This is a genomic window from Saccharopolyspora sp. ID03-671 (genome assembly GCF_045278815.1).
GTDB lineage: Bacteria > Actinomycetota > Actinomycetes > Mycobacteriales > Pseudonocardiaceae > Saccharopolyspora > Saccharopolyspora ipomoeae.
In genome coordinates this window covers 5,362,906-5,384,043 of sequence record NZ_CP134054.1, presented here as the reverse complement: position 1 = coordinate 5,384,043, position 21,138 = coordinate 5,362,906, and the positions used below count along the sequence as shown (strand labels likewise).

17 protein-coding genes and 2 pseudogenes are annotated in these 21,138 nt (G+C 65.7%); 12 read left to right on the top strand and 7 right to left on the bottom strand.

Annotated elements, in window-relative coordinates; translation table 11 throughout:
* Positions 1-8 precede the first annotated feature (8 nt).
* From REH65_RS24960 to REH65_RS24925, 8 genes are all read left to right on the top strand, one after another.
* On the top strand, positions 9-407 hold the full coding sequence (locus tag REH65_RS24960) for a TadE/TadG family type IV pilus assembly protein (RefSeq protein ID WP_406689317.1): 399 nt from the start codon (positions 9-11) through the stop codon (positions 405-407).
* Positions 407-841 (top strand): pilus assembly protein TadG-related protein, encoded by a 435-nt coding sequence (locus REH65_RS24955; RefSeq protein ID WP_406689316.1) that lies wholly within the window; start codon positions 407-409, stop codon positions 839-841. Before REH65_RS24960 ends, REH65_RS24955 begins: the two co-directional genes overlap by 1 nt.
* Positions 838-3,582, top strand: coding sequence for a hypothetical protein (locus REH65_RS24950; RefSeq protein ID WP_406689315.1), 2,745 nt, complete (start codon positions 838-840; stop codon positions 3,580-3,582). Before REH65_RS24955 ends, REH65_RS24950 begins: the two co-directional genes overlap by 4 nt.
* Before the next feature lie 956 nt (positions 3,583-4,538).
* On the top strand, positions 4,539-5,141 hold the full coding sequence (locus REH65_RS24945) for a hypothetical protein (protein ID WP_406693236.1): 603 nt from the start codon (positions 4,539-4,541) through the stop codon (positions 5,139-5,141).
* 99 nt (positions 5,142-5,240) lie between these two features.
* Positions 5,241-5,735, top strand: a complete 495-nt coding sequence (locus REH65_RS24940; RefSeq protein WP_406689314.1) for a hypothetical protein — start codon at positions 5,241-5,243, stop codon at positions 5,733-5,735.
* Positions 5,736-5,801: 66 nt separating this feature from the next.
* Positions 5,802-6,095, top strand: coding sequence for a hypothetical protein (locus tag REH65_RS24935; protein WP_406689313.1), 294 nt, complete (start codon positions 5,802-5,804; stop codon positions 6,093-6,095).
* Between the two features lie 150 nt (positions 6,096-6,245).
* Positions 6,246-7,367 (top strand): DNA polymerase III subunit beta, encoded by a 1,122-nt coding sequence (locus tag REH65_RS24930; protein ID WP_406689312.1) that lies wholly within the window; start codon positions 6,246-6,248, stop codon positions 7,365-7,367.
* 703 nt (positions 7,368-8,070) lie between these two features.
* Complete coding sequence (locus tag REH65_RS24925; RefSeq protein ID WP_406689311.1) at positions 8,071-8,964, top strand: N-6 DNA methylase; 894 nt, start codon at positions 8,071-8,073, stop codon at positions 8,962-8,964.
* On the opposite strand, the gene REH65_RS24920 is transcribed toward REH65_RS24925, so the two are convergent.
* The 4 genes and pseudogenes from REH65_RS24920 to REH65_RS24905 form a co-directional block, all read right to left on the bottom strand.
* A complete protein-coding gene (locus REH65_RS24920; RefSeq protein ID WP_406689310.1) occupies positions 8,949-9,371 on the bottom strand; it encodes a hypothetical protein in 423 nt (140 codons plus the stop codon). The genes REH65_RS24925 and REH65_RS24920 overlap by 16 nt on opposite strands.
* Before the next feature lie 65 nt (positions 9,372-9,436).
* Positions 9,437-10,292 (bottom strand): annotated as a pseudogene (purU, locus tag REH65_RS24915) (formyltetrahydrofolate deformylase).
* A complete protein-coding gene (locus REH65_RS24910) occupies positions 10,289-11,461 on the bottom strand; it encodes an aminomethyltransferase family protein (RefSeq protein ID WP_406689309.1) in 1,173 nt (390 codons plus the stop codon). Before REH65_RS24910 ends, purU begins: the two are co-directional and overlap by 4 nt.
* 187 nt (positions 11,462-11,648) lie before the next feature.
* Positions 11,649-12,734 (bottom strand): annotated as a pseudogene (locus tag REH65_RS24905) (NAD(P)/FAD-dependent oxidoreductase); the annotation flags it as partial.
* A gap of 203 nt (positions 12,735-12,937) precedes the next feature.
* Between REH65_RS24905 and REH65_RS24900 the strand changes: the two are divergent.
* Positions 12,938-13,807 carry a bifunctional methylenetetrahydrofolate dehydrogenase/methenyltetrahydrofolate cyclohydrolase gene (locus REH65_RS24900; protein WP_406693235.1) on the top strand — a complete coding sequence of 290 codons (870 nt, stop codon included), beginning with the start codon at positions 12,938-12,940 and terminating at the stop codon, positions 13,805-13,807.
* Here REH65_RS24900 and REH65_RS24895 read toward each other — a convergent pair.
* Positions 13,776-15,284: a PucR family transcriptional regulator gene (locus REH65_RS24895; RefSeq protein ID WP_406689308.1), complete on the bottom strand. Its 1,509-nt coding sequence runs from the start codon at positions 15,282-15,284 to the stop codon at positions 13,776-13,778. The two genes, REH65_RS24900 and REH65_RS24895, sit on opposite strands and share 32 nt — an antisense overlap.
* Positions 15,285-15,427: 143 nt before the next feature.
* On the opposite strand from REH65_RS24895, the gene REH65_RS24890 reads away from it, so the two are divergent.
* Positions 15,428-16,828, top strand: coding sequence for an NAD(P)/FAD-dependent oxidoreductase (locus REH65_RS24890; protein WP_406689307.1), 1,401 nt, complete (start codon positions 15,428-15,430; stop codon positions 16,826-16,828).
* A 5-nt stretch (positions 16,829-16,833) separates the two neighbouring features.
* Here the strand turns inward: REH65_RS24890 and REH65_RS24885 are convergent, their stop codons facing one another.
* The gene (locus tag REH65_RS24885; protein WP_406689306.1) at positions 16,834-17,136 is read right to left on the bottom strand and encodes a hypothetical protein; all 303 of its coding nucleotides are present in this window, start codon (positions 17,134-17,136) and stop codon (positions 16,834-16,836) included.
* 242 nt (positions 17,137-17,378) lie between these two features.
* On the opposite strand from REH65_RS24885, the gene REH65_RS24880 reads away from it, so the two are divergent.
* On the top strand, positions 17,379-18,074 hold the full coding sequence (locus REH65_RS24880) for a DsbA family protein (protein ID WP_406689305.1): 696 nt from the start codon (positions 17,379-17,381) through the stop codon (positions 18,072-18,074).
* A gap of 790 nt (positions 18,075-18,864) precedes the next feature.
* Here REH65_RS24880 and REH65_RS24875 read toward each other — a convergent pair.
* Positions 18,865-20,088 (bottom strand): PucR family transcriptional regulator, encoded by a 1,224-nt coding sequence (locus REH65_RS24875; RefSeq protein WP_406689304.1) that lies wholly within the window; start codon positions 20,086-20,088, stop codon positions 18,865-18,867.
* A 69-nt stretch (positions 20,089-20,157) separates the two neighbouring features.
* Between REH65_RS24875 and REH65_RS24870 the strand changes: the two genes are divergently transcribed.
* Positions 20,158-21,117, top strand: coding sequence for a hypothetical protein (locus REH65_RS24870; protein ID WP_406689303.1), 960 nt, complete (start codon positions 20,158-20,160; stop codon positions 21,115-21,117).
* Positions 21,118-21,138: the final 21 nt, after the last annotated feature.

Sequence of the window (21,138 nt, the reverse complement as noted above, 5' to 3'; positions counted from 1 at the left end):
GAGGTTCGGTGGCCACCGAACTGACCCTGCTGGTGCCTGTCTTGATCGTCCTGCTGCTGTTCGTGGTTTTCTGCGGGCGCCTGGCGGACTCGCGGCTGCGTGTCAACGACGCCGCCAATCAAGCCGTCCGCGCGGCCACGTTGGCCCGCAGCATCAGCCAAGCCAACAGTGCCGCGCATGCCACCGCGCACGCCGCACTCAGTCAGTCCGGGGTTCGCTGCCAGAACCTCGGTGCCTCCGCCTGGCTCGCCGGCCTGCGGCCCGGAAGCACGGTCACAGTGACCGTGACGTGCGATATCAGGCTTGCGGACCTGGCGATGCTGGGCGTTCCAGGAACCACCACGACGACATCCACCGCCTCATCGGTCGTGGACCAGTGGCGCGGAACCGATGCCGGAGGTTCCTGATGCGCACGCGGTGGAGGGCCCTCGCCGGTGACGAGCACGGCCGGGTCACGGCATTCGTCGTCGTCATCACCACGGCCTGTCTGCTGTTCGCCGGTCTCGTGCTCGACGGCGGACTAGCGTTGGCTGCCAAGACTCAGGCGATCGGCCACGCCCAACAAGCCGCCCGCGCTGGAGCGCAGGAGTTAGATCTCGACGCCTACCGCGCCGGCGGCCAGCCTCGGCTCGACCCGGGCGCTGCGCAGGCCGCGGCTGGTCGCTATCTCGGCGCCGTGGGCGCCACGGGCACCGTGACCGCCGATGCCACCACGGTGCGCGTGCACGTCGATGCCCAGCAGCGCACCCAATTTCTGGGGCTGATCGGGCTCGGCGAGATCACCGTGTCCGCCGAGGGCCAAGCCCGACCCGATCAAGGAACAACAGGAGGCGCCGGATGAGGATGCTCGCCTGCCTCGCTACGCGATTGCTGCGGCTTGTCGGCGCGCTGGCGGCATGCGCGGCACTGGTGGCGCTGCTGGCCGGTGTGCCCTGGGGGCTGGTGACGTTCCTCGGCTGGCCCCTCCCCGACCATCTACCGACCAGTGGTGAGATCGAATCCGTCCTGCTCAACCCGCTGTCGGTCACCCTGCTGCTGGACATGCTGGCCTGCATCGCCTGGCCAGTCTGGCTGGTGTTCGCCGTCGACGTGGCACGCTGCATCCCGGACGCGGTCCGCGGTGTTCGGCCGCCCGCGGTCGGCCCGGTCCACGCTGTGGCCGGCCTGCTGGTCGCCACTGCCGTACTCGGACTGCTCCCACGATCTCCGGTGGCCGTCGAACCCGCGACCGCGACACCAGTGCAGCCCGCGGCCGTCACCGTCCTCGACCCCACGGCCGCGGCTGTGTCTGCCGTCGACTCCCCCATCCCGACACATCCTGTGCAGCAGGCGAATTCAGCGTCTGCACGGGGCATCGTGAGGGTGCAGTCCCCGCACGACGGGGTCTACGACAGCCTCTGGCGCATCGCCGAACGCGAACTCGGCGACGGCCACCGCTGGACCGAACTGTTCGCCCTCAACCAAGGCCGCCCACAACCCGACGGCGCCACGCTCACCGACCCGCACCTCGTCCGCCCCGGCTGGATCCTGCACCTGCCCAACGCAGCCGATGAAGACACCCCGCCTTCACAGCCGACTCCACCAGCACAAAACCCGACGATTCCCGCAGCGCCCCTACCTGCATATCCGCCAGACGAGCCAGCCCGGGGCCGACCACACACCTCGGACAACGCCGTCACCCCAACTGCATCCACCGCGATCACGCTCGCCAGCGGCGGCCTGGTGGCCGCCACACTGGCCGCCGCGGTCTCCCTGGGAATGCTCACGCGACGACGCCGAAGGATGCGCACCTACAAACCCGGCAGCGGCGACCGCACCCCCATGCCCGCTCCCGCACCAGCGGTGCACGCATTGCGCCTGGCCCACGACCACGCCCCCCTCGGAAACGAGCCCACCGATCCTGGCCCCATCACGCTCCCCGCCCGCACTCCCGACATCGGCCTCGCCCCCGTCGAGACCGATGCGACTCACTCCGTTACGGACGTGGACGTTGGCGTCCGCGACGGCCGCACATACGCGCTCGATCTCGCCGCTCTCCATGGGCTCGGGCTCACCGGCGCGGGCGCCGAGGCCAGCGCCCGGTCCCTACTCGTGCACCTGCTGGCCACTACCAGCGCGACCGTGCTGATCCCCGAACACGACGCCCGGGCACTGCTGGGCGACGAGGCACCTGAATCACCCCGGCTACACACCACTACCGACGTAGACGAGGCCGTCACCGCACTCGCCGACGGCAATACCGCCCGCAGCACTGATCTCCCGAGCACCGAGCTCACGAGGGTGCTCGTCGCCAGCATCGACCGGCCTCACCCACGCCTCCAAGCCGGCCTCGATACAGGACCCCCCAGCGGCGCCGCCGGGATCCTGCTCGGCCACTGGCCCGCGGGCGCGACGGTGCGCGTCCGCGCCGACGGAGTAGTCACCGCCACCAGCCCCGTGGTGGCCGAACTTCGAGGTGCTCAGCTGTTTCATCTCGATGCCACCGACACCCGCGACCTCCTCGACTTGCTCACCGACACCACGACCAGTCCGCTCCCGGGCCACCCCGAGAACACTGACGAGGCCGAGCTGACCGGTTGCGACCACATCGACGAAAACGAACGTGACCCCGACGCCGAACCCCCCGTCACCGACACCCACGACATAAAACACGAGATCGATGCCGACGAAACCATCCCCGCACTACAGCATCAGGAGCCAGCTCCGCCGTCCACGACACCAGCCAGCAACCCGAGGTATGACGAGCCCGATGATGCCGGCCGACCTGCTCGCAACCAGCTCGCCGACACCGAGCCTGCCCACGAGCAACCGAAACGTCCCTTGAGCCTGGCCGTTTTTGGCCCGCTCACTCTCACCTGGCACAGACCAGAGACACCCACCCGGAACCTCACAGCAGAGCTCGCGCCCAAACACAAAGCACTGATCACCTACCTCGCGCTGCACCCCCACGGCACCACCCGGGCATCCGTGCGCGAAGCGCTATGGCCCGAAGCCCGGGGACGACGCCCGTACAACGCCTTCTACGCTGCGCTCTCCCAAATCCGCAAAGCCCTCGCCGAGGCCACCGACAATCACGCCGCTGACCTCATCGTCCAGCATGACGAGCACATCGCCCTCAACACCGACCTCGTCGAGGTCGACTACTGGCAGCTCAACCAGGCCGAGCATGACCGACACATCGCCAGCACCGACGAGCAGCGCTTCGCCGCCTGGTCCCGCATCACCGCGCTCTACACCGGCGAAATTGCCGACGGCATGTCAGCACTCTGGCTCGACGGCCCCCGGGAAGCCGCCCACCGTACCGTCCTCGACGCACTCGCCGGCATGGCCGCCCATTACCGCGGGCACGACCCCCAAAAGCAACTCCAACTGCTCGAACACGCCAGGCTGCTCAACCCCGAGAACGAAGCCATCTACCGCGACATCATGCGAGTGCAAGCCGAGCTCGGCTTCACCGACGCCATCAGCCGCACGCTCCAACTGCTCACCACTACCCTCGCCGAGATCAACGAGCGACCCGACCCCAACACCCTCGCACTTGCACGCACTCTCCAAGCGCGACAACATCGCGCAGCCAGTTAAACCGGACGGTGCAGTTGAGACGCAGATCGCGAAACTGAAACCTCGGAATTCTCCTAAATCATGTTCGGAATCCAAACCACCAATTCGTTGGCACAGAAGCAGCGAAGATCCAGCAGGACGCCCTGGGGAGGTTCACCAACTGGCAGGTATCGCCGCCTGATATGATTTCTGCGTTCCAGGCAGCGGCTATCGGCCGACACATTCTCAGTCAGGAACGAGAAGGCCCTTCCACCTGGAGGGGCCTTCGCTATGCTGCGCATGACGAGATCCTCGAACCGTCATTGCAAGGTTGATTCTCCGCGCCTTGCTAGCTCGCACACAGTTCAATGGCGCTACACCCCAACCTCCCTGCCTCCGCGAGCATCCAAATCGCGTACCCCCAGACTGGTCGCCACGAGCGATCCCGGACACCACGCCCACTCATACACCTACTCATGCGCTGGCTCATGCACCCACTCATCTACCCGATAAACAGGAAACCCACTCGCGTCGTGTTTTTGCCGCTCAGCGCGCCGCTGCGCCTTCCTGAAACCACCCAGCCTCGGTACCCCACGGGAACCTGTTGACGACTGGGCAGATATGAAAGGAAGGACGAATGTGGACCTTCAGCAGACGCACCGATCGATGAATTTTTAATCATGAACACCCCCTGTTTTGACAACCCATCCGTTCTGCAAATCGCGGAACATACCTGCGTGCTAGCACTAATCGGAAACCGCCCTCATGTCCCCCAATAAGAAACTCGCCGCATTTTGCCGACAACTATTTGCGACGAGCTGCAAAGTAGAAACTCGGGCGATATTTGTCCCAAATAATCCATGCGCAACTGTTGCAGCATTGGCAGAGCCGGCGTTACGGTAGATTCACCGGAACACAGAGAGCTCCGGGCAGGAGTAATCGCGGGTAGGGATTCGCACCCCGTTTGCCCGCAACCGCAAACTGTGAAAGGCACGATTATGACAAGTGTGTCTGTCGAGGCGTGGTCGCACGGTAACGGGTATTTGACCGTCGATACGCAAGAGTGGATCAATGACCGCGGCGAGTACGCCGATGACCTCACCGATGACTTGCGCGGGTGGATGGAGGCCAACGGCCACGCGCACCCGCACGATGACGTCATCACCGCATGGATCAGCGCGCGCACGGGCGAGACTCCAACTGGCCTGCACGGAGACGGCCAGTTGTGGGCCCACAACCTGGTCAACTTCTCTGATCACCTGCTTGATGATCTCGGGTTCGTAGTGTTGTCGGCGGCTGAGATCGGCGACGTGGTGATCATTGTCAGTGATCACCGCGGGCGCTACGTCGCGCCGACGGTCTATCGCTCCACTGTGGATGCCCTGGAAGAGTGGGCGGATTACTCGAACGCCGAGGGCGAATGCGCCAACGGGCACCGGTGGTACTCGCACAACACCGTGGACTTGCATGCCTGGGACGGCGCCGACATGCGCACGCACCGCGTGCCTGACTTGGTCCGCGTGCCCTTCGACGACCGCACTCGCGGCTACGTCGCGTGCCCGACCTGCGGCAAGGCTGTGCGGTTCGTCTGCCGGTTCTAATCCGGCGCGGCCGGCCGAGCCGCATTTCCGGCCTGCCGCGGCCGGCCACGCCTCCCCTTCTTATTCCGCTCTGCTCTTTCCACTTCTGCGAGGTGCGCTGTGTTCGTGCTGTCCGCCAACGGCGACATGATCTCCACCGACTACGACGACGATTCCTCGATCATCACGTTCGAAAACGCCGACGACACCGAATGGCGGTGCCTGGCGTGCGGCGAGTCCCTTTCCGAGGAAACGGACGGCTACACCGACGAATCCGGCTCGCTGGTCTGCGATGCCTACGACCCTCACGAAGACCCCGAGATTGATGATGTGGAGTCCGCGCCGGACTTCCGCGAAGGTCCGCACCGCCCCCAGCGGGTGCCGCTGTCATGGGCCAACGGCGCCACGATCCACACCCGCCCAGACGAGGACTCGATCACGGTCACGATCAGCGTCGGCGACCCCCGCGGGGCGTTCGCCTTCACGGTGCGCCGCGTCCCGGATGACGCACCGGACAACGGCGGCCGGTTGATCATGCACACCCCGTACCCGGGTGAGCCCTTGCCGCACGTCGAGCTGACCACCGCTCACACCGGAACCTACTGGGTCGGCTGACCCGTCCGGGGTGCCCGCCTCAGATGGCGGGCACCCCGATTCCCGAGGCAGAGGAGGAACAGACACATGAACACTCATCGCCACGAGACGACGCACCCGACGGACACACCCACGAACGCGCCCGTGAGCTGCCCGACCGGCACACAGGAACACGCCAGTGACCACGCCTTGCCTGACGACTGGTGGACGGCCGGCGGGTACGACACCAACAACGGGCGCATTGAATACGACTGGCGCCAGCAGTATTGGCGCGCAGTCCTTCCGGACGGGTCCAGCGTCGTTCTTCCCGCTGAAGCACAAGCGGTCGCCTACCTCGACGCACACGGCCCGGCCGTCGTCCGCGACCTCTTCCGCTCCTAGCCAGGGGTCACCAGTCCTGACACACAAACCCTCTCCTGGGAGATCCCACGATGACCACTGCACCTGCAACCCCGGACCGCAACGAATGCGCCGGAGACGTACACGGCATTCCGCACCACCCGCGCCACGTTGGCGCGCGCCTTGACCACGGTGGGCGTCGCGCTGGCACGCAAGCCGGTAGTCCCGTCGCTGGGCGGCGTACTGCTGAACGGTCAGAACGGGCGCCTGACTGTGTCCACAGCCGACCTCGACACCGTGGCAACCGCGCGCGTTCCCGACAGCGAGGTCACCCCTGGTCGGATACTGATCGACCACGCCGAAACAACCAAACTTCCTGACGCGCTGGTGAAAGGGCGCCGAAAGCGCGACGCGGACGGCGAACCGGTCATGCTGCGGACCGTCGACGACGGAACGGCCTTGATCGAGCTCGGCGGCTATACCGTGCCCGTCACGACGTACCCCACAGAGGACTTCCCGACGCCGCCCGATATCCCGCCCACCGTCGCAGAGGTCAACCGCGAGACGCTGACCCGCGAGGCACAGCGGGTCCTGGTCGCAACCGGCACAGACGAAACCCTGCCGATGTTCACGGCCGTGTCAATGCAGATCTCCCCCGGCACGCTCACACTCGCCGGCACAGACCGCTTTCGCCTGGCCGTCGCTGTACTCCCCGCCACCACACCCACCGAACAACGCGCCGTGAACTTCCCGGCACGAGTTCTCGCCGCCACGCTCAAGCACCTCACCGCGGGCCGCGTGCGCATCAGCAGCGACCAGGCCGGCGATTGGGCGTCGCTGCACTCGGGCGACGTCACCGTCATGACGCGCGCAATCACGGCACCATTCCCGGACTACGAGCGGCTGTTTCCCGACGTCACCGCCACCGCGCGCGCAGATCGCGACACGCTCGCCCAAGCAACCGCCCGCGCCGCCGCCGTACTGGACGCGAAGAAACGCACCGCCGGGAACAGACGCACGATGGCACAAGTGGCCATCACGATTGATCCTGCGGGCACGGTGTCGGTCGCTCCCGCGCTCGGTGAGCAGCCCGACGCAACCACAGCACCCACCCACCCGGCTGAGGTCAGCGGCGCGCGCGAACCGATGCGCGTGCTGTTCACCGCCCCATACCTGCGCGACGCTCTTAACGCCATCGACGGTGGCACCCTGTGTCTCCAGCTTGCCGGCCCAACACGGCCAGCGATGATCACCGGTTCCCACGAACACGCTTACCGACACCTACTGATGCCCGTTCGTGCACCGCGGCCCTAGCCCGCGAGCACCCTGGTAACCATTCGCTGTGCGAACGCAAATTTGGGGCGCCGAACCCAGCCTGACTCCTCGCGTCAACGCCGACAACTTCACACCGCAAGCACGCACGGAGGTTGCCCGCTAGCTCTGTGGGATACCCTGGCCGTGCCACCCCTTCGGGGAAGGCAGCCCTTTCACAGGGTTTGCGGTAGGCCGGCGGACCGTGCGAACACCCTCTGGGTGGGTCCGTCGGCCCCCCTTTTTTCCCTCTGGGCCTCCACGCCCGCTCGCACCGTCGCTGTCGCCATTCCCACACGTGCCCGGCTACGCGAAAACGCGCTTCGATTCCTCCTCTCTCCGCCTGGAGTCCAGTCATGAAATCCCATTGCGAACGCCCGTATCGAGCCACGATCTCCATGGCCGGAACAATTCGTCAGATTTCCGACACGACCACGGAGTGGCATATACGGCGACTTGCCGCCGACCTGGCTCGCGCCGTCTTCGACCTGGATGCGCGGATGCGCGCCGGCCTCCTGCCTCCCTGCTCCTGGCGGCCTGCCGAACACGTCGACAAACCGGAGGAACAAGTCGGCACAGATGAGCCGTGAACTCAGCCGCTGCTTGCTTCTCGCTCAACTCCGGAATTCATTAACTCCTGATCTCACCCCATTCCACAATCTCCACCGGGGACACGCGTGCCTCCCCACTTGAGAAAGGAATTCCCGTGACACGGACGGAAAACCGGCGAAGCAATCACCGCGATCCCGATCGGCACGCCGCCGGCGTCGCCCAGGCCGTTGACGTTGCGTGGAACAGATCCAACCACTCCGGCCGGCGTGACGTCGCCCTGTCCGTCGTGTCTGCGCTGGCCCTCCTCGGCCAGCGCGATCCCCATGGTCCCGATCTCGCCGAACAGCTGCGCGCACAGACTGCCGAGGAATTCACCACGACACTGCGGGAGATCTACACCGGTGTCATCAACTCCCGCCCGGACCTGACTCACCTCGTCTTCCCCCTCATACAGTGGATCTTCGAGGAACCCGAGCCCGCCTTGCAGCGCGCCGCGAAGCAGGTAGCCGAAGCCGCGCTAGACGAGAGGCAACTAGAACTCACCGGCACCGACTACCGCTACGACACCGACCTCCTTGGCATTGTGCTGACGCTGCTCAAATCCGACAGTGCCGGCAAGGCCAACGCGCAGATCTACACGCCGATGCCCGTCGCTGACATGATGGCTCGGATGTCCCCACCGGAGGAGAACACTTCGGTATGCGACCCCGCAGTGGGCACCGGTGGCCTGCTCCGTGCTGCTGCGCAGGCGATGCGAGAGCTCGACCGTGACCCGGCAACGGTGGCCTGGTACGGCGCCGACGTCGACGACCTGGCGATCGCCGCTTGCGCAATCAACAGCCTGCTCTGGGGTCTGGGCCCGCGCATCGTCCTGTGCGTAGCAAACACGCTCTCAGAGGGAGACTGGCCACACCGAGCGGAGGCTCAACGAGCCGAGATCCTACAGATCACCGAACGCATCCGTCGCGACAAGCTGATGATCCACGCGGTCCGAACCGCTCAACAACTCACCAACCTCACGATCGACAAGCGTCACGATGACCAGTAGTCATGCAGGCGTCGACCGCTCCTATCTGTGTATCCACAAGGGGCATTCACAGGTAAGAAGAGTAGAAACTTCGCGACATTACGTTCCCGCTGGTGCACGACGGGGCCCGCGTTTTGCTTGGCCGCCACGAGCACGGTCAGATCCAGCGCGTACACCTTCTCGCGCCCGATCTTGTCGGTCAGCGCACCGAACACGGTAGCACCGAAGAAGAAGCCGATGAGCGACGCAGCGCCGATCAGTCCTTGCGCGGTCGCCGAGGTCGGGATCTCCTCGGCGAACCCGACGATGGCCAGCCCGATGAGGCTCAGGACGTAGCCGTCGAGGAACGGCTCGCCGCAGCAGGCGATGAGCAGTTTGCGATGGAACCGCGACACGGGAGCATCGTCGATCATGTCGAGTGTGAACACAGGTCTTTCTCTAACGGGATCTGCACGGGCCAAGCCGCCCTGTCGGTGTGAACAAGCGGTGACCGCTACCGGAAAACGACGGTCTTGGTGCCGTTCATCAGCACGCGGTGTTCGGCGTGTGCCGCCACCGCGCGCGCCAGTGCCAGCGCTTCGAGGTCCTTGCCGAGCTGGGTCAGATCCGCGGCCGACAGCGTGTGGTCCACGCGGGCGAAGTCCTGCTCGATGATCGGTCCCTCGTCGAGGACCGCGGTCACGTAGTGCGCCGTGGCGCCCACGACCTTGACACCTCGGGCGTGCGCCTGTTTGTAGGGCTTGGCCCCCTTGAAGCTCGGCAGCAGGCTGTGGTGGATGTTGATCGCGCGGCCGCGCAGATCTTCGCACAGCGAGTCGGACAGGATCTGCATGTAGCGGGCGAGCACGACGGTTTCGGCGTCGTAGCGGACGACGAGTTTGCGCAGCAGGTCCTCGGCCTCCGGCTTCGTCTCCGCCGTCACGGGGACGTGGTGGAACGGGATGCCGTGCCACTCCACGAGGTCGCGCACGTCCGGGTGGTTTGACACCACCGCGACGATCTCCGCGCGCAGCGATCCGGTACGTACCCGATGCAGCAGGTCGTTGAGGCAGTGGCTCTCGCGTGAGGCCATCACCAGCAGACGCTGCCGCTGCCCTGCCCTGGGCGTGGATTTCCCACGACATCTCGAAACCCTCAGCGAGCGCGGCGAAATCGCTCCGCATCGATGTGAACCGGACGGGATCCTCAGCAGCGGCGTGCACGCGCATGAAGAACAGTCCGGTCTCGTCGTCTCCGTACTGCTGGCTGTCCCGGATGGTGAAGCCGCGATCGGCGAGGAAGCCGCCCACCGCGGCCACAATCCCGGCCCGGTCGGGGCACGACAGGGTAAGAACGAGGTTGTTGCTCATGACTTGGGCCTCTCGGACTTGGGGTCGTACATCGGTCGCAGCGAGGCTCGGGCAGGAACACGTCGTCCCGCGATCTCGATTTCGTAGAGCCCTTTCTCGAACCAGGCACGTTCCTCGGGCCCGTCGGCCCAGACCCAGCCCAGCGCCACGGAGCCGCCGAGCGTGTGGCCGTACTGCGCAGAGGCGACGCGGCCGACACGCTGTCCGTCACGGAAGATCGGCTCGTCGTGCAGCAGGATCGGCTCGGGGTCTTCGAGTAGGAACTGCACGAGCCGACGCTCGGTGCCGGCCTCCTTGGCCGCGGCGAGGGCATCCCGCCCGATAAAGCCGCCTGGTTTGTCCCATTTGACGGCGAATCCCAACCCCGCTTCCAAGGGGTTGTCGCGCGAGGAGATGTCGTGGCCCCAGCTGCGGAACCCCTTCTCCAGCCGCAGCGAGTTCATCGCGTGGTAGCCGACCGGACGTAGGCCCAGCGGCGCGCCCGCGTCGAAGAGCGTGTCCCAGATGTGGTGCGAGATCTCGGTGGGCACCAGCAGCTCCCAGCCGAGCTCGCCAACGTAGGTGACGTGAGTCGCTCGCACGAAACCGAAGCCGAGGTCGATCTCGGCGGAACGCCCGAACGGGAACGCCTCAGCGGAGAGGTCGCAGTCGGTCAGCGGCTGCAGCAGTCGCCGGGATTCCGGGCCCATCACCGCGAGCATCGCCATCGTGCCGCTGACGTCGGCGACCGTGCAGAACTCGTCGTCGCCGATCTGGCGACGCAGGTAGGCCAGGTCCCGGTTGAAGGTGGCCGGACCGGACAGCACGAGGAACTTGGCCTCGGACAGCCGGGTAACGGTCACGTCGGCTTCGATGCCGCCGAAGGGGTTGAGCCACTGCGTGTAGACGATTCGGTCGGGGTCGGTGTCGACGTTGTTGGCCGACACTCGCTGCAAGACCCGCGCGGCGTCGCGTCCCTGGACGAGCATCTTGCCGAACGACGAGGTGTCGATAACTCCGATGTTCTCGCGGATTGCCCTGTGCTCGGCCGCGGAGTGCTCGAACCAGTTCTGCCTGCCGAACGAGTAGCGGTACTCGCGCGCCACACCCTCCGGTGCGTACCAGTTCGCGCGCTCCCAGCCGCAGCCCTCGCCGAAGACCGCGCCCGCCTCGGCCGCTTTCTGGTGCACCGGGCTCAGCCGCAGGTTGCGTGCGGTCGTGCGCTGCTGGAACGGCCAATGGATCTCGTAGGACAGATCCAGCGACTCGACGACCCGTCTCAAGGAAGCGGCGGTTGAGCTCGTGGCGCTGCACCCGCCCCAGGTCGGTCTCGGTGAGGTCGATGGGGCTGCGGCCGTCGACGATCCAGTCGGCCAGCACCGAACCGGCGCCCGGTCCGGACAGGAAGCCGACCGAGTTGAAACCGGCTGCCACGAAGTAGTTCCGCAGGCTCGGCGCCTCGCCGAGGTGGAACTGCCCGTCGGGCGTGAAGCTTTCGGGTCCGCAGAAGTGCAGCTGGATTCCGGCGTCTTCCAGAATCGGGTACCGCTCGATCGCCTTCTCGTAGTACGGCCCGAGATGATCCCAGTCCTCGGGCAGCTGCACGAACCCGGAGCTGTCCGGCATCCCGTCGCTGGCCCACGGGTAGCTGCCCGGCTCAAAGAAGCCAACCATGAGCGATCCGCCGTCGTCCTTGAGGTAGGAGTAGTCGTCGCCACACTTGACGGTCGGCAGGTTGCGCTGCAGCCCCTCGATCGGTTCGGTGACCACGTAGTAGTGGGCCAGCGCCTGCAGCGGCACTGCTACCCCGACCTGCGCGGCGAACTCGCGGCCCCACATCCCGGTCGCGTTGACGACGAATTCGGCATCGATGTCGCCGTCAGCGGTGCGCACTCCGGTCACCCGGTCGCCGTGCGTGAGCACGTCGAGCACCCGCACGCCCTCGACGACGGTGACGCCCCGCTGGCTCGCTCCGCGCGCCAGAGAGATCGTCGTGTCGGTGGCGTTGCCCCGGCCGTCGCGCGGGAAGTAGAGGCTGCCGTGCAGGCCGTCGCCGTTGATGAGCGGATGCAGCTCCAGCGTCTGCTCAACATTGAGGATCCGGGCGTCGACGCCGCTGCTGGCGACCGCGCTGGCCTGGTGTTCGAGCTCTTCGAGACGTTCCGGGGAGGTGGCCAGGTTCATCGTCCCGGTCTCGACGAAGCCCGTGGCGAAGCCGGTGTCTTGCTCGAGGTTGCGGAAGACCCCGAGGCTGCGCTGCACGATCTCGCGCGTGCCGTCGGTGGCGCGTCCCTGCGTGACCAGACCTGCGGCGTGCCACGTCGTGCCCGAGGTCAGCGTGTTCATCTCCAGAAGCACGACGTCGGTCCACCCTCGGCACGCGAGGTGGTACGCGGTGCTGGCACCGATGATCCCGCCGCCGACGATGACTACCCGTGCCCGCTCCGGCACCGCCTTGCCCATGGAGCCCCCTTCCCGTGTGTGTCGCTTCCATCACACGCTCCCGTCTCGGCGCCACCCGACTCCATGCAACGATCGGCCAAACACCCACGTCGGTGTTGTGCGATCGACCAGTTGCCCTTGTCGCCGGTGTCGCTGAATCGTCGGAGGGGCCGGGATTTCGTCACGAGATCAAGGGGAAAACCGTGCACCACACCGCTGTCACGATGGACGGAAAACTGGCCGCGCGCGAGATTCGGGCTGGGCTGCGCGAACGCATCGACGACCTCGCCGCGCTCGGCAGGCGACCGGGCCTCGGCACGATCATGGTGGGCAACGACCACGGCTCACAGTCATACGTCGCGGGCAAGCACCGCGACTGCGCCGAGGTCGGGATCCGGTCGCTGCGGATCGATCTGCCCGCCGACGCGTCGCAGGGCCAGATCGTCGCGGCGGTGCACCGGCTCAACAACGAGCCCGACTGTTCCGGGTTCATCGTCCAGTTGCCCCTGCCATCACACGTCGACACGCACGCTGTGCTCGCCGCCGTCGATCCCGACAAGGACGCCGATGGGCTTCACCCGACGAACCTCGGGCGCCTCGTCCTCGGCCAGCCCGGCACGCTGCCGTGCACGCCGCGAGGCATCCTCGAACTCCTGCGCCGAGAGAACGTGCCGATCACCGGCGCTCAGTTTTGCGTGATCGGCTGCGGCACCACCGTCGGCCGTCCGCTGAGCCTGATGCTGACCCGCCCCAGCGAGCACGCGACCGTTACCCTGTGTCACGAGGCCACCACCGACATCGCCGCACACACCCGGGTGGCCGACGTCGTCATCGCGGCCGCCGGAGTCGCCCACCTGGTCAAACCTGATTGGGTCAACCCGGGTGCGGCGGTGCTCTCCGTGGGTCTGACCCGTACGGTCGAGGGCATCCTCGGCGACGTACACCCCGCCGTGGAGAGGGTGGCCGGGAAATGGACGCGCGCCACCGGGGGTGTCGGGCCGATGACGCGGGCCATGCTGCTAACCAACGTCGTCGAGCTCGCCGAACGCCGCGCCGATCTGTTCAGTCGAGCTGCAGCAGCTGCCATGTCTTGAGCGCGAGGAACAGTTCAGCTTGCGTACCCGAGTCGCGCAGGTCCATGCCCAGCAAATGCTCGACCTTCTTCATCCGGTAGACCAGCGTGTGCTTGTGGATCCCGAGGCGCTTCGCGCCCTCTTGCCAGGACCGGTTGGCCTCGAAAAACGCCATCAGCGAGGCGACGAGTCGTGTGTCGTTCGCCCGGTCGTATTCCAGCAGCGGACCGAGCAGGCGGTCCACGACGGCCTCGCCCTCGGCGACGGTCCTGGGCATGAAGTACGAGCCCCGCGCCCCGTACGCTGCGCTACCCGATGCCGACGAATGTGCGGCCTCCAGCGCCCACCGGGCTTCGCGCCACGCGTCGCTGATCCGTGCCGCGGACAGCACCGGCTGGCTTACGCCCACCACGGCCCCGTTCACCCCCAGCGCCTCATTCAGCGGCTCGACGTAGGACTCGTCGGGAAGGATCACTACATGCAGATCGCCCTTGGTCGTGGACAGGTGCGCGATGTCGAGACCGGACAGGTCGGCGGAAAGGTCGGCCTCGTTCGCCGCGTCGCGCGGCTGCCACGCCGACACCCGCCACGGCCCCGGCCCCAACCCGGCCGACTCCAGCTGCGCCGCCGCGGCCTCCAACGAGATGCTCGCTTCCAACAGCCGCCTGGCCAGTGTCGATCGAACCTCGCGCGCCTGCAGTGCCCGCGCCGCCCGACGCTCGACGTCGAGCTCGGCGATCATCGCGACGTGCTGAGCCAATACGAGATCCGGCAACTCCCCCGAGCCCTGCGTATAGACGATCATGGCCGCGTTGTTCTGCCGTGCCACGGGCAGGAGCAGTCCGGTCACCTCGTCACCCAGCTGCAGCCGCGTCGAGGCCGGAAGAACGCCGTCGCGAGCGCGGATCACCTCCAGCGCGGCGACGCGGACCTTGTCTGGGAGCGGTCGTCCTGTGGGCAGCAATTCGCGTCCGCGACGCAGTTCGATGACGTGCAACCGCGCGCCGATCTCGCGTGCGAGGTTGTCGAGCAGGGCGTCGGCGTCGGCCTCGTCGAGGTGGGTTCGTCGCAAGACGTCGTACAACCGCAGGACCCGCGTCGATCGGATGCTGGAGCGGCTGCTGTCGCTCTCGGCGACCCGCCTGGCGATGGTCACGAACGGTACGTTGCGCTCGGTCATCAGCACCGGGAACGCCAGCTGATCGGCGACCTCCACCGCCCGCGATGTCAACGGCGGAGCGGCGAAACCCTCGGCCAGTGCCAGACCCGCAATGTTCACGCGGGCCAGATTGCGGACGAACTCCGCCTGGTCCTCCGGGTCGGCGGGGAACCCGTAGCCGTCGGTCATCAGCAGGTCGCCGCTGCCCAACCAGTTCCACGGATCGGTGAGCTCACAGGTGTGCGCCCACGTGACCATGCGGCCGCCCCCGGAGGAGCCCGCGACGATCCGGGTCCGAATCAGCGGGTCCTCAACCAGGTTTTCTACGGTCAGACTCACGCCGTCATAGTCACACAGCAGCGAGCGGCTGGCACTGATCGACCGAAACCGCGGTGCCGCGAGGCCCATTGGAGAACCGCGCACGGTTAACACCCACTGCTGTGCCCACCACACCATTTGTGGCCCACCGAAAGGAAAAGCTAGTGCAATCCGATTCCCTTCCAGACCTGACCAACGGTGCAGCGTCGTTCTGGCTGCGGCAGGTCGGAGCCTCGGCTTATCGGCCACCACTGGACGGATCCCGTTCCGCGGATGTCGCGATCGTCGGAGCCGGATTGACCGGGCTGTGGACGGCCTACTACCTCAAGAAGTCCAACCCTGAGCTGGACATCGTCTTACTGGAGAGGGAGTATGCCGGCTTCGGGGCATCCGGACGCAACGGCGGCTGGATCAGCGCCGAACCCCCCGGGCAGCTGCAGCGCTACGCCAGAACGCACGGCGTCGAGTCGGCCCGCAGTCTGCAGCGCGCGATGTTCAGCACGATAGACGAGGTCGCGAAAGTCCTGGCCGAAGAGGCCATCGATGCCAACCAGGAACGCGACGGAGTTCTGCACGTCGCACGGAATCTTCCCCAGTGGCAACGCGCTCTGACTCACGCAGAGCAACTGCGTCAGTGGGGGTGGGACGCGAATGATCTCAGGATCCTCGACGCCGAATCCACCGCCAAATGGGTCCGGGTGAACGGGGCACTGGGCGGAGTGTGGACGCCCCACGGCATGCGCATTCACCCGGGCAAGCTCGTCCGAGGACTCGCCGACGTCGTCGAGCGGCTTGGCGTGACCATTCACGAAAGCACTGCCGTCGACAGCATCGAGCCGCACGCCGCCGTGACCCGCCACGGAACGGTCCGCGCCGACGTGGTCGTACGGGCGCTGGAGGGCTACACACGTACTCTAAAGGGACATCGCCGCACGATGCTGCCGATGAACAGCAGTATGATCATCACCGAACCACTCCCTACCCCTGTCTGGGACGAGATCGGCTGGCAACGCCCGGTCCTGCTCGGCGACAAGGCGCACAGCTTCACCTACGCCCACCGCACCAACGATGGCCGGATCGCGCTCGGCGGCCGCGGTGTGCCCTACAATCCGGGCTCCCGCTTCGACCGCAACGGACGCACCGCTGCCAAGGCCGTCGACCAGCTCAAAGCGACGTTGCGCAATTTCTTTCCCTCCGCCGCGTCGGCCGGGCTGGACCACACCTGGACCGGGGTCCTCGGCGTGCCACGCGACTGGTGTGCCGCGGTCCGTTTCGACGAGGCGACCGGGATCGCTGAAGCCGGCGGGTACGTCGGCCACGGCCTGACCGGAACCAACCTCGCTGCCCGCACGCTTCGCGATCTCATCCGAGGCGAGTCCACGGAGCTCACAGCACTGCCGTGGGTGGGACGCACGACCCGCCGATGGGAGCCCGAACCCCTGCGGTGGATCGGCGCCAGTGCCCTGTACGCGGTCTACCGCGTCGCCGACCACCGTGAGACCCGATCGACTTCCGACGTCACGTCCCTGGCTGCTCGGCTGGCCAATCGTGTCTCCGGGCGCTGATTCCATCAGCGGCACGACGTGCGTGGCGGTACCTGCTCATGATCCAGTACCGCCGCGTTAAGCTCCGTACCGGCCTCTTCGTAACCGCCAGCAAGCTCTTCCAACGCGGGATCGATCGGCTGTTGGGCGACTTGGCGGCGGCATCTGCGCCGCGCATGATTGCTACTCCTATGGTTCTCGACGACGGAGGCCCCAGACCGGTAGAACGCCGGAATGTCACGTAACCGGACCGCCAGCATCGCCGTCTCGGTGTCCATCAGATCCAGCACATCATCAGCAGTGTTGTCGGCCACATCTTTCGTCTTCACGGTGGCGCGTTAAATCGTGCGTGAAACCTCCGGATAGCGGTAAGGGCCAGGCCGGACAGAGATCTTGATCGCGGGCGCGCAAAATAGGCCAGAGTACGATCGATACGGCATTGGTAGCCCCATCGCTGTAGGACTGGGTGAATGGAGCAGCCGACTATTCACTGTCGATATGTGACAAAAAGCGCGCAATCTTGTTCTCTCGCTGCATGTCCGCCCTGGACATTCCCGTACACACTGGTGCCATGAGTGATCCGGCCCGCAACCCGTCGCCCCGCATCGTGACCATTTGGTCAGACATCGGCTGCCCCTGGGCGTCCCTGGCCCTGCATACATTGCAGGCGGCCGCAGCCCGAGCCGGCGTCCGGCTCACCATCGACCACCGCGCCTTCCCTCTCGAGCTGTTCAACCGCCGTGGAACGCCCAAGCCGATCATCGACGCAGAGATCGTGGCGATCGCCGGATTACGGCCCGAACTTGGCTGGCAGCCTTGGACCGCCCCGGACAGCACCTATCCTGTCACCATGCTGCCGGCATTGGCCGCGGTTCAGGCAGCGAAGGCTGATCAGGTGGGTGGACTCGTCGGCAGCGACGAACTTGACACCGCGCTACGCCATGCCTTTTACAGGGACGGGCGCTGCATCAGTATCCTCAGCGAGATTATCGAGGTCGCCGCGTCCTGCCCGTCAGTCGACGCGGCCGCCCTAGACGGAGCACTCGCGCGTGGAGCTGGAATCCGCGAGGTCCACCAACACTGGCAGACTGCCCAAAGCCCGGATATCTCGGGCAGCCCGCACCTGTTCATCAACGCAAATCACGCCGGCTTGCACAACCCGGGAGTCGACTACCACTGGACTGCGCCACCGCAAGACGGTGGCGTTCCGCGCTTTGTCAGTTACGACTCGCTGTGGGCGGAAAAGGTAGTTGCAGACATTACATGATGGAGATGGCCCTGCTTATCCTGCACGAGCCACCTGCTCACCTAACGACCACAGCGTGATATCGAGGTGCGGCCGCAGCGAGCATCCGTCCTCACGGGCGGGAATATGGAACCCCCTCCACGAAGACGGATCTCGTAAACGCGTTTAACAGCCCTAGGAGCCGCTGCCCGGCTGGCGCGTTCTTGGTGGACGTACGAATCGCCAACCGCTCGGTCAGGCTGAACTGACAGCGCGGACTTGAACACTCCTTGGTGGATGGAGCCGATCGAATCACTGAAACGCACGAGCCGCACGCGGATGAAACGTGCAAGCAGATGCGACTCTTTTGCCGCAGACGAATCGGACATACATAGTAGCCCCGCGCTCAGTCTTCTCGGCCACGGTTTCAGCGCCCTGACGACGATGGCGACCACGTCCACCGTGCGCGGGCGCCCGAGCACGGCTAGTCACGCAGCGCGGCGCCGCCGCCGGCGCGGCTGCACCACTGCTGCAGACACCGACGTGCCCGCCCATTGGGCGATCCCAGCCTCGGATAGCCCATCGGCGACCAGCGGCATGATTCACGCCAGGCGGGTCATGGCCGACTTCCGCTTCGCAATCCCAGCGCGACAGAATTGCTGCATAACGCAATATCCCGAATCGAACTTGTCGCCAGGATCAGCGCTTCATTCGAGGCTGAAACAAACACTGCGGATCCCCTGGACCAAAGACCCCCAGCAAGATCATCACCAAACCTAATCGGAAAGAATACTTCCGATTACGGCGCTAGCATTTGAGTGTCCCGGCAACCTCACAGCGCCGGTGTCGCTAGACTGGGATGGGTTACTGCTGACAGCTCATCCTCACCGATCGATGTAACAAGCTTGACCAACCGCAGTGCGGTAGGCAATTCATCCCGGCTCATCCCCTCGGCTCCCATCTTCGATTCTACCGACCTCAGCCGGTACGCTACCGTCCGGCTGTGCACGCCGAGTCGCTGAGCCGTGACTACGGCGTTCTCGCCGACCTCGAAGTACGTGCGCAAGGTCTCGATCAATACATTGTCCGGGTCGAGGACGTCGCCCAGCGGTTCAAGCTCGTCAAGGACGAAGGCGCGCGTCGCGGGGAGGTCGTGCATCGCCAGGGCTTCAAGTACGACATCGTCGTACCAGACTTCCACGAGTCCCAGTGCCTCAGCCACTGCGCGAGCCTCGCCCGCTTGCCGATGGCTCAAACGGAATCCTTCGACTCCCTCCCTGAGGGCACCGAACGCCACCCTCGCGCCGTCCGGCCATTCGACTTCAGCCAGTCGCTCGGACGGTGGGCCGAGTCGGGGCGACCACGGCACCCAGATATAGCCATCACCCTGGTGGGTGACACCGACCAGGGGGCGCCGACCGGCCCTGGCCCCGATCAACCGGGCTACGGGGTCTGGCGTTGCGCCCCACACTTGGGCTGCCAGATGAGGCCCGTCGAAAGCATATTCAAGCTCAGCCGTGTCAACTGGCAGGCCAGCGAGCAGCGCGTTCAACGTGGTCATCTTGCGCCGCTCCCGGCTCTGCAGAGCATAAACCGAACTCTCCTGCTCGAACGCTTCGATGATGGCACCGGAGACAATCTCGTTCCATGCGAAGTGATTGGCACTGGCGCGTCGAAGCACGGCTACCCGTTCGGGGGTGTCCTCGAGCAGGCGGTACGCCTCTTCGAGCACGAAATCCCACGTCACAGACTGAGCGACGCGCGAACCCTGCAGAAACGGTTGCAAACTTACGCCGGCCCGCGCAGCCAAGCGCACCTCGCGCAGTGCTTCGTTCGAGGCCCGGACGGATCCGGTACTGCCGTCGGCGATGTAGTCCAGCACATCCCGGAGCGAAGCTGTGATGGCCTCGGACTCGGCCGCCGACAGTTGCTCGTTACCCGCCATGGAGTACTCGAGCGGCTCGGTCTGAAGCCGACCGCGGATCACATCGTACAGTTCCGGTGTCCGTTCCCGCACCGCGTCAGTCACTCGCCGAAGCCCGGATTCGATCGACACGGACAGATTTTACCCATGCCCGAGACCTGGGGATAGACCTACGGCCTCGTGAATAACTACGCTGTTCCTGTGTTCGACGTCGATCCGATCCACGCCACAAGCCGTGCCCTTGTCGAACGGCTACCTGAGCTGATCGCCATGGTGCACCGTCGCTTGCGTGAGGAGGTTCCGGCGTACACGGCCGATCTCGATCCGGCATTGACCGTTCACGAAACGGAGCGAATCGCAGCTGCGCTGCGGTCGTTCAGCATGGGCATCTCCGGCGCACCGGAGCCGAACGAGGACGTGCTGCGCGAAGCAACCATCGAAGCACGCAGCGCCGCTCAGGCCGGACTCGACCTCAACACTCTCGTCCAGACCTACCGTGTGGCGCAAGCCGCGATCTGGGACGTGGTGCTGAGCGAAACCGCGACCCTGATCCCTGATCCAGAGCAACAGCTCATCGTCCAGAAGCACATGTCTCAATTCCACTTTCGCTGGAATGACACCGTTGTGTCCGCCGTGGTGTGCGCATACCAGGACGAGCAGCGCCAGTTCTTCTTCCAGTCTCGCGATCGACGACTGCGGTCGGTTATCCGGGACGTGCTCGCCGGCCGTGCCAACGCATTGCCGAAAGTCAACTACCCGCTCGATGCTGCCCACCTGGCGGCAGTGGTTTGGGGCGATCGGCCTGATCTCACGATCCAGGACATCGCCACTACCGCCGGCACCCACGTGAACCTCTCAGTCGGGAGCATCTCAGGGACGACTTTGGCGTGGTTTGCCCTGGACGACCGCGCCTCCGCACATGAGCGGCTGCGAGCTGAGTACGTGCCAGCACAGGGAACAGGAGTCGCCTTCGGCGGTCTGGCCGACGGGCCGGGGGGCTTCCGTACGAGCCACCATCAAGCGTGGCGTGCCTATCGCCTCGCTTGGTTGACGAATAGGCAGGTCACTTGGTACACGGACGTCGCACTGAAACATTGTTTCTGCACGACCTGCAGGCCGCCAGAGACCTGGTCACTCAAGAACTGGGCCGGCTGGACCTGAGTGACGCGCGGACCGAGGTAC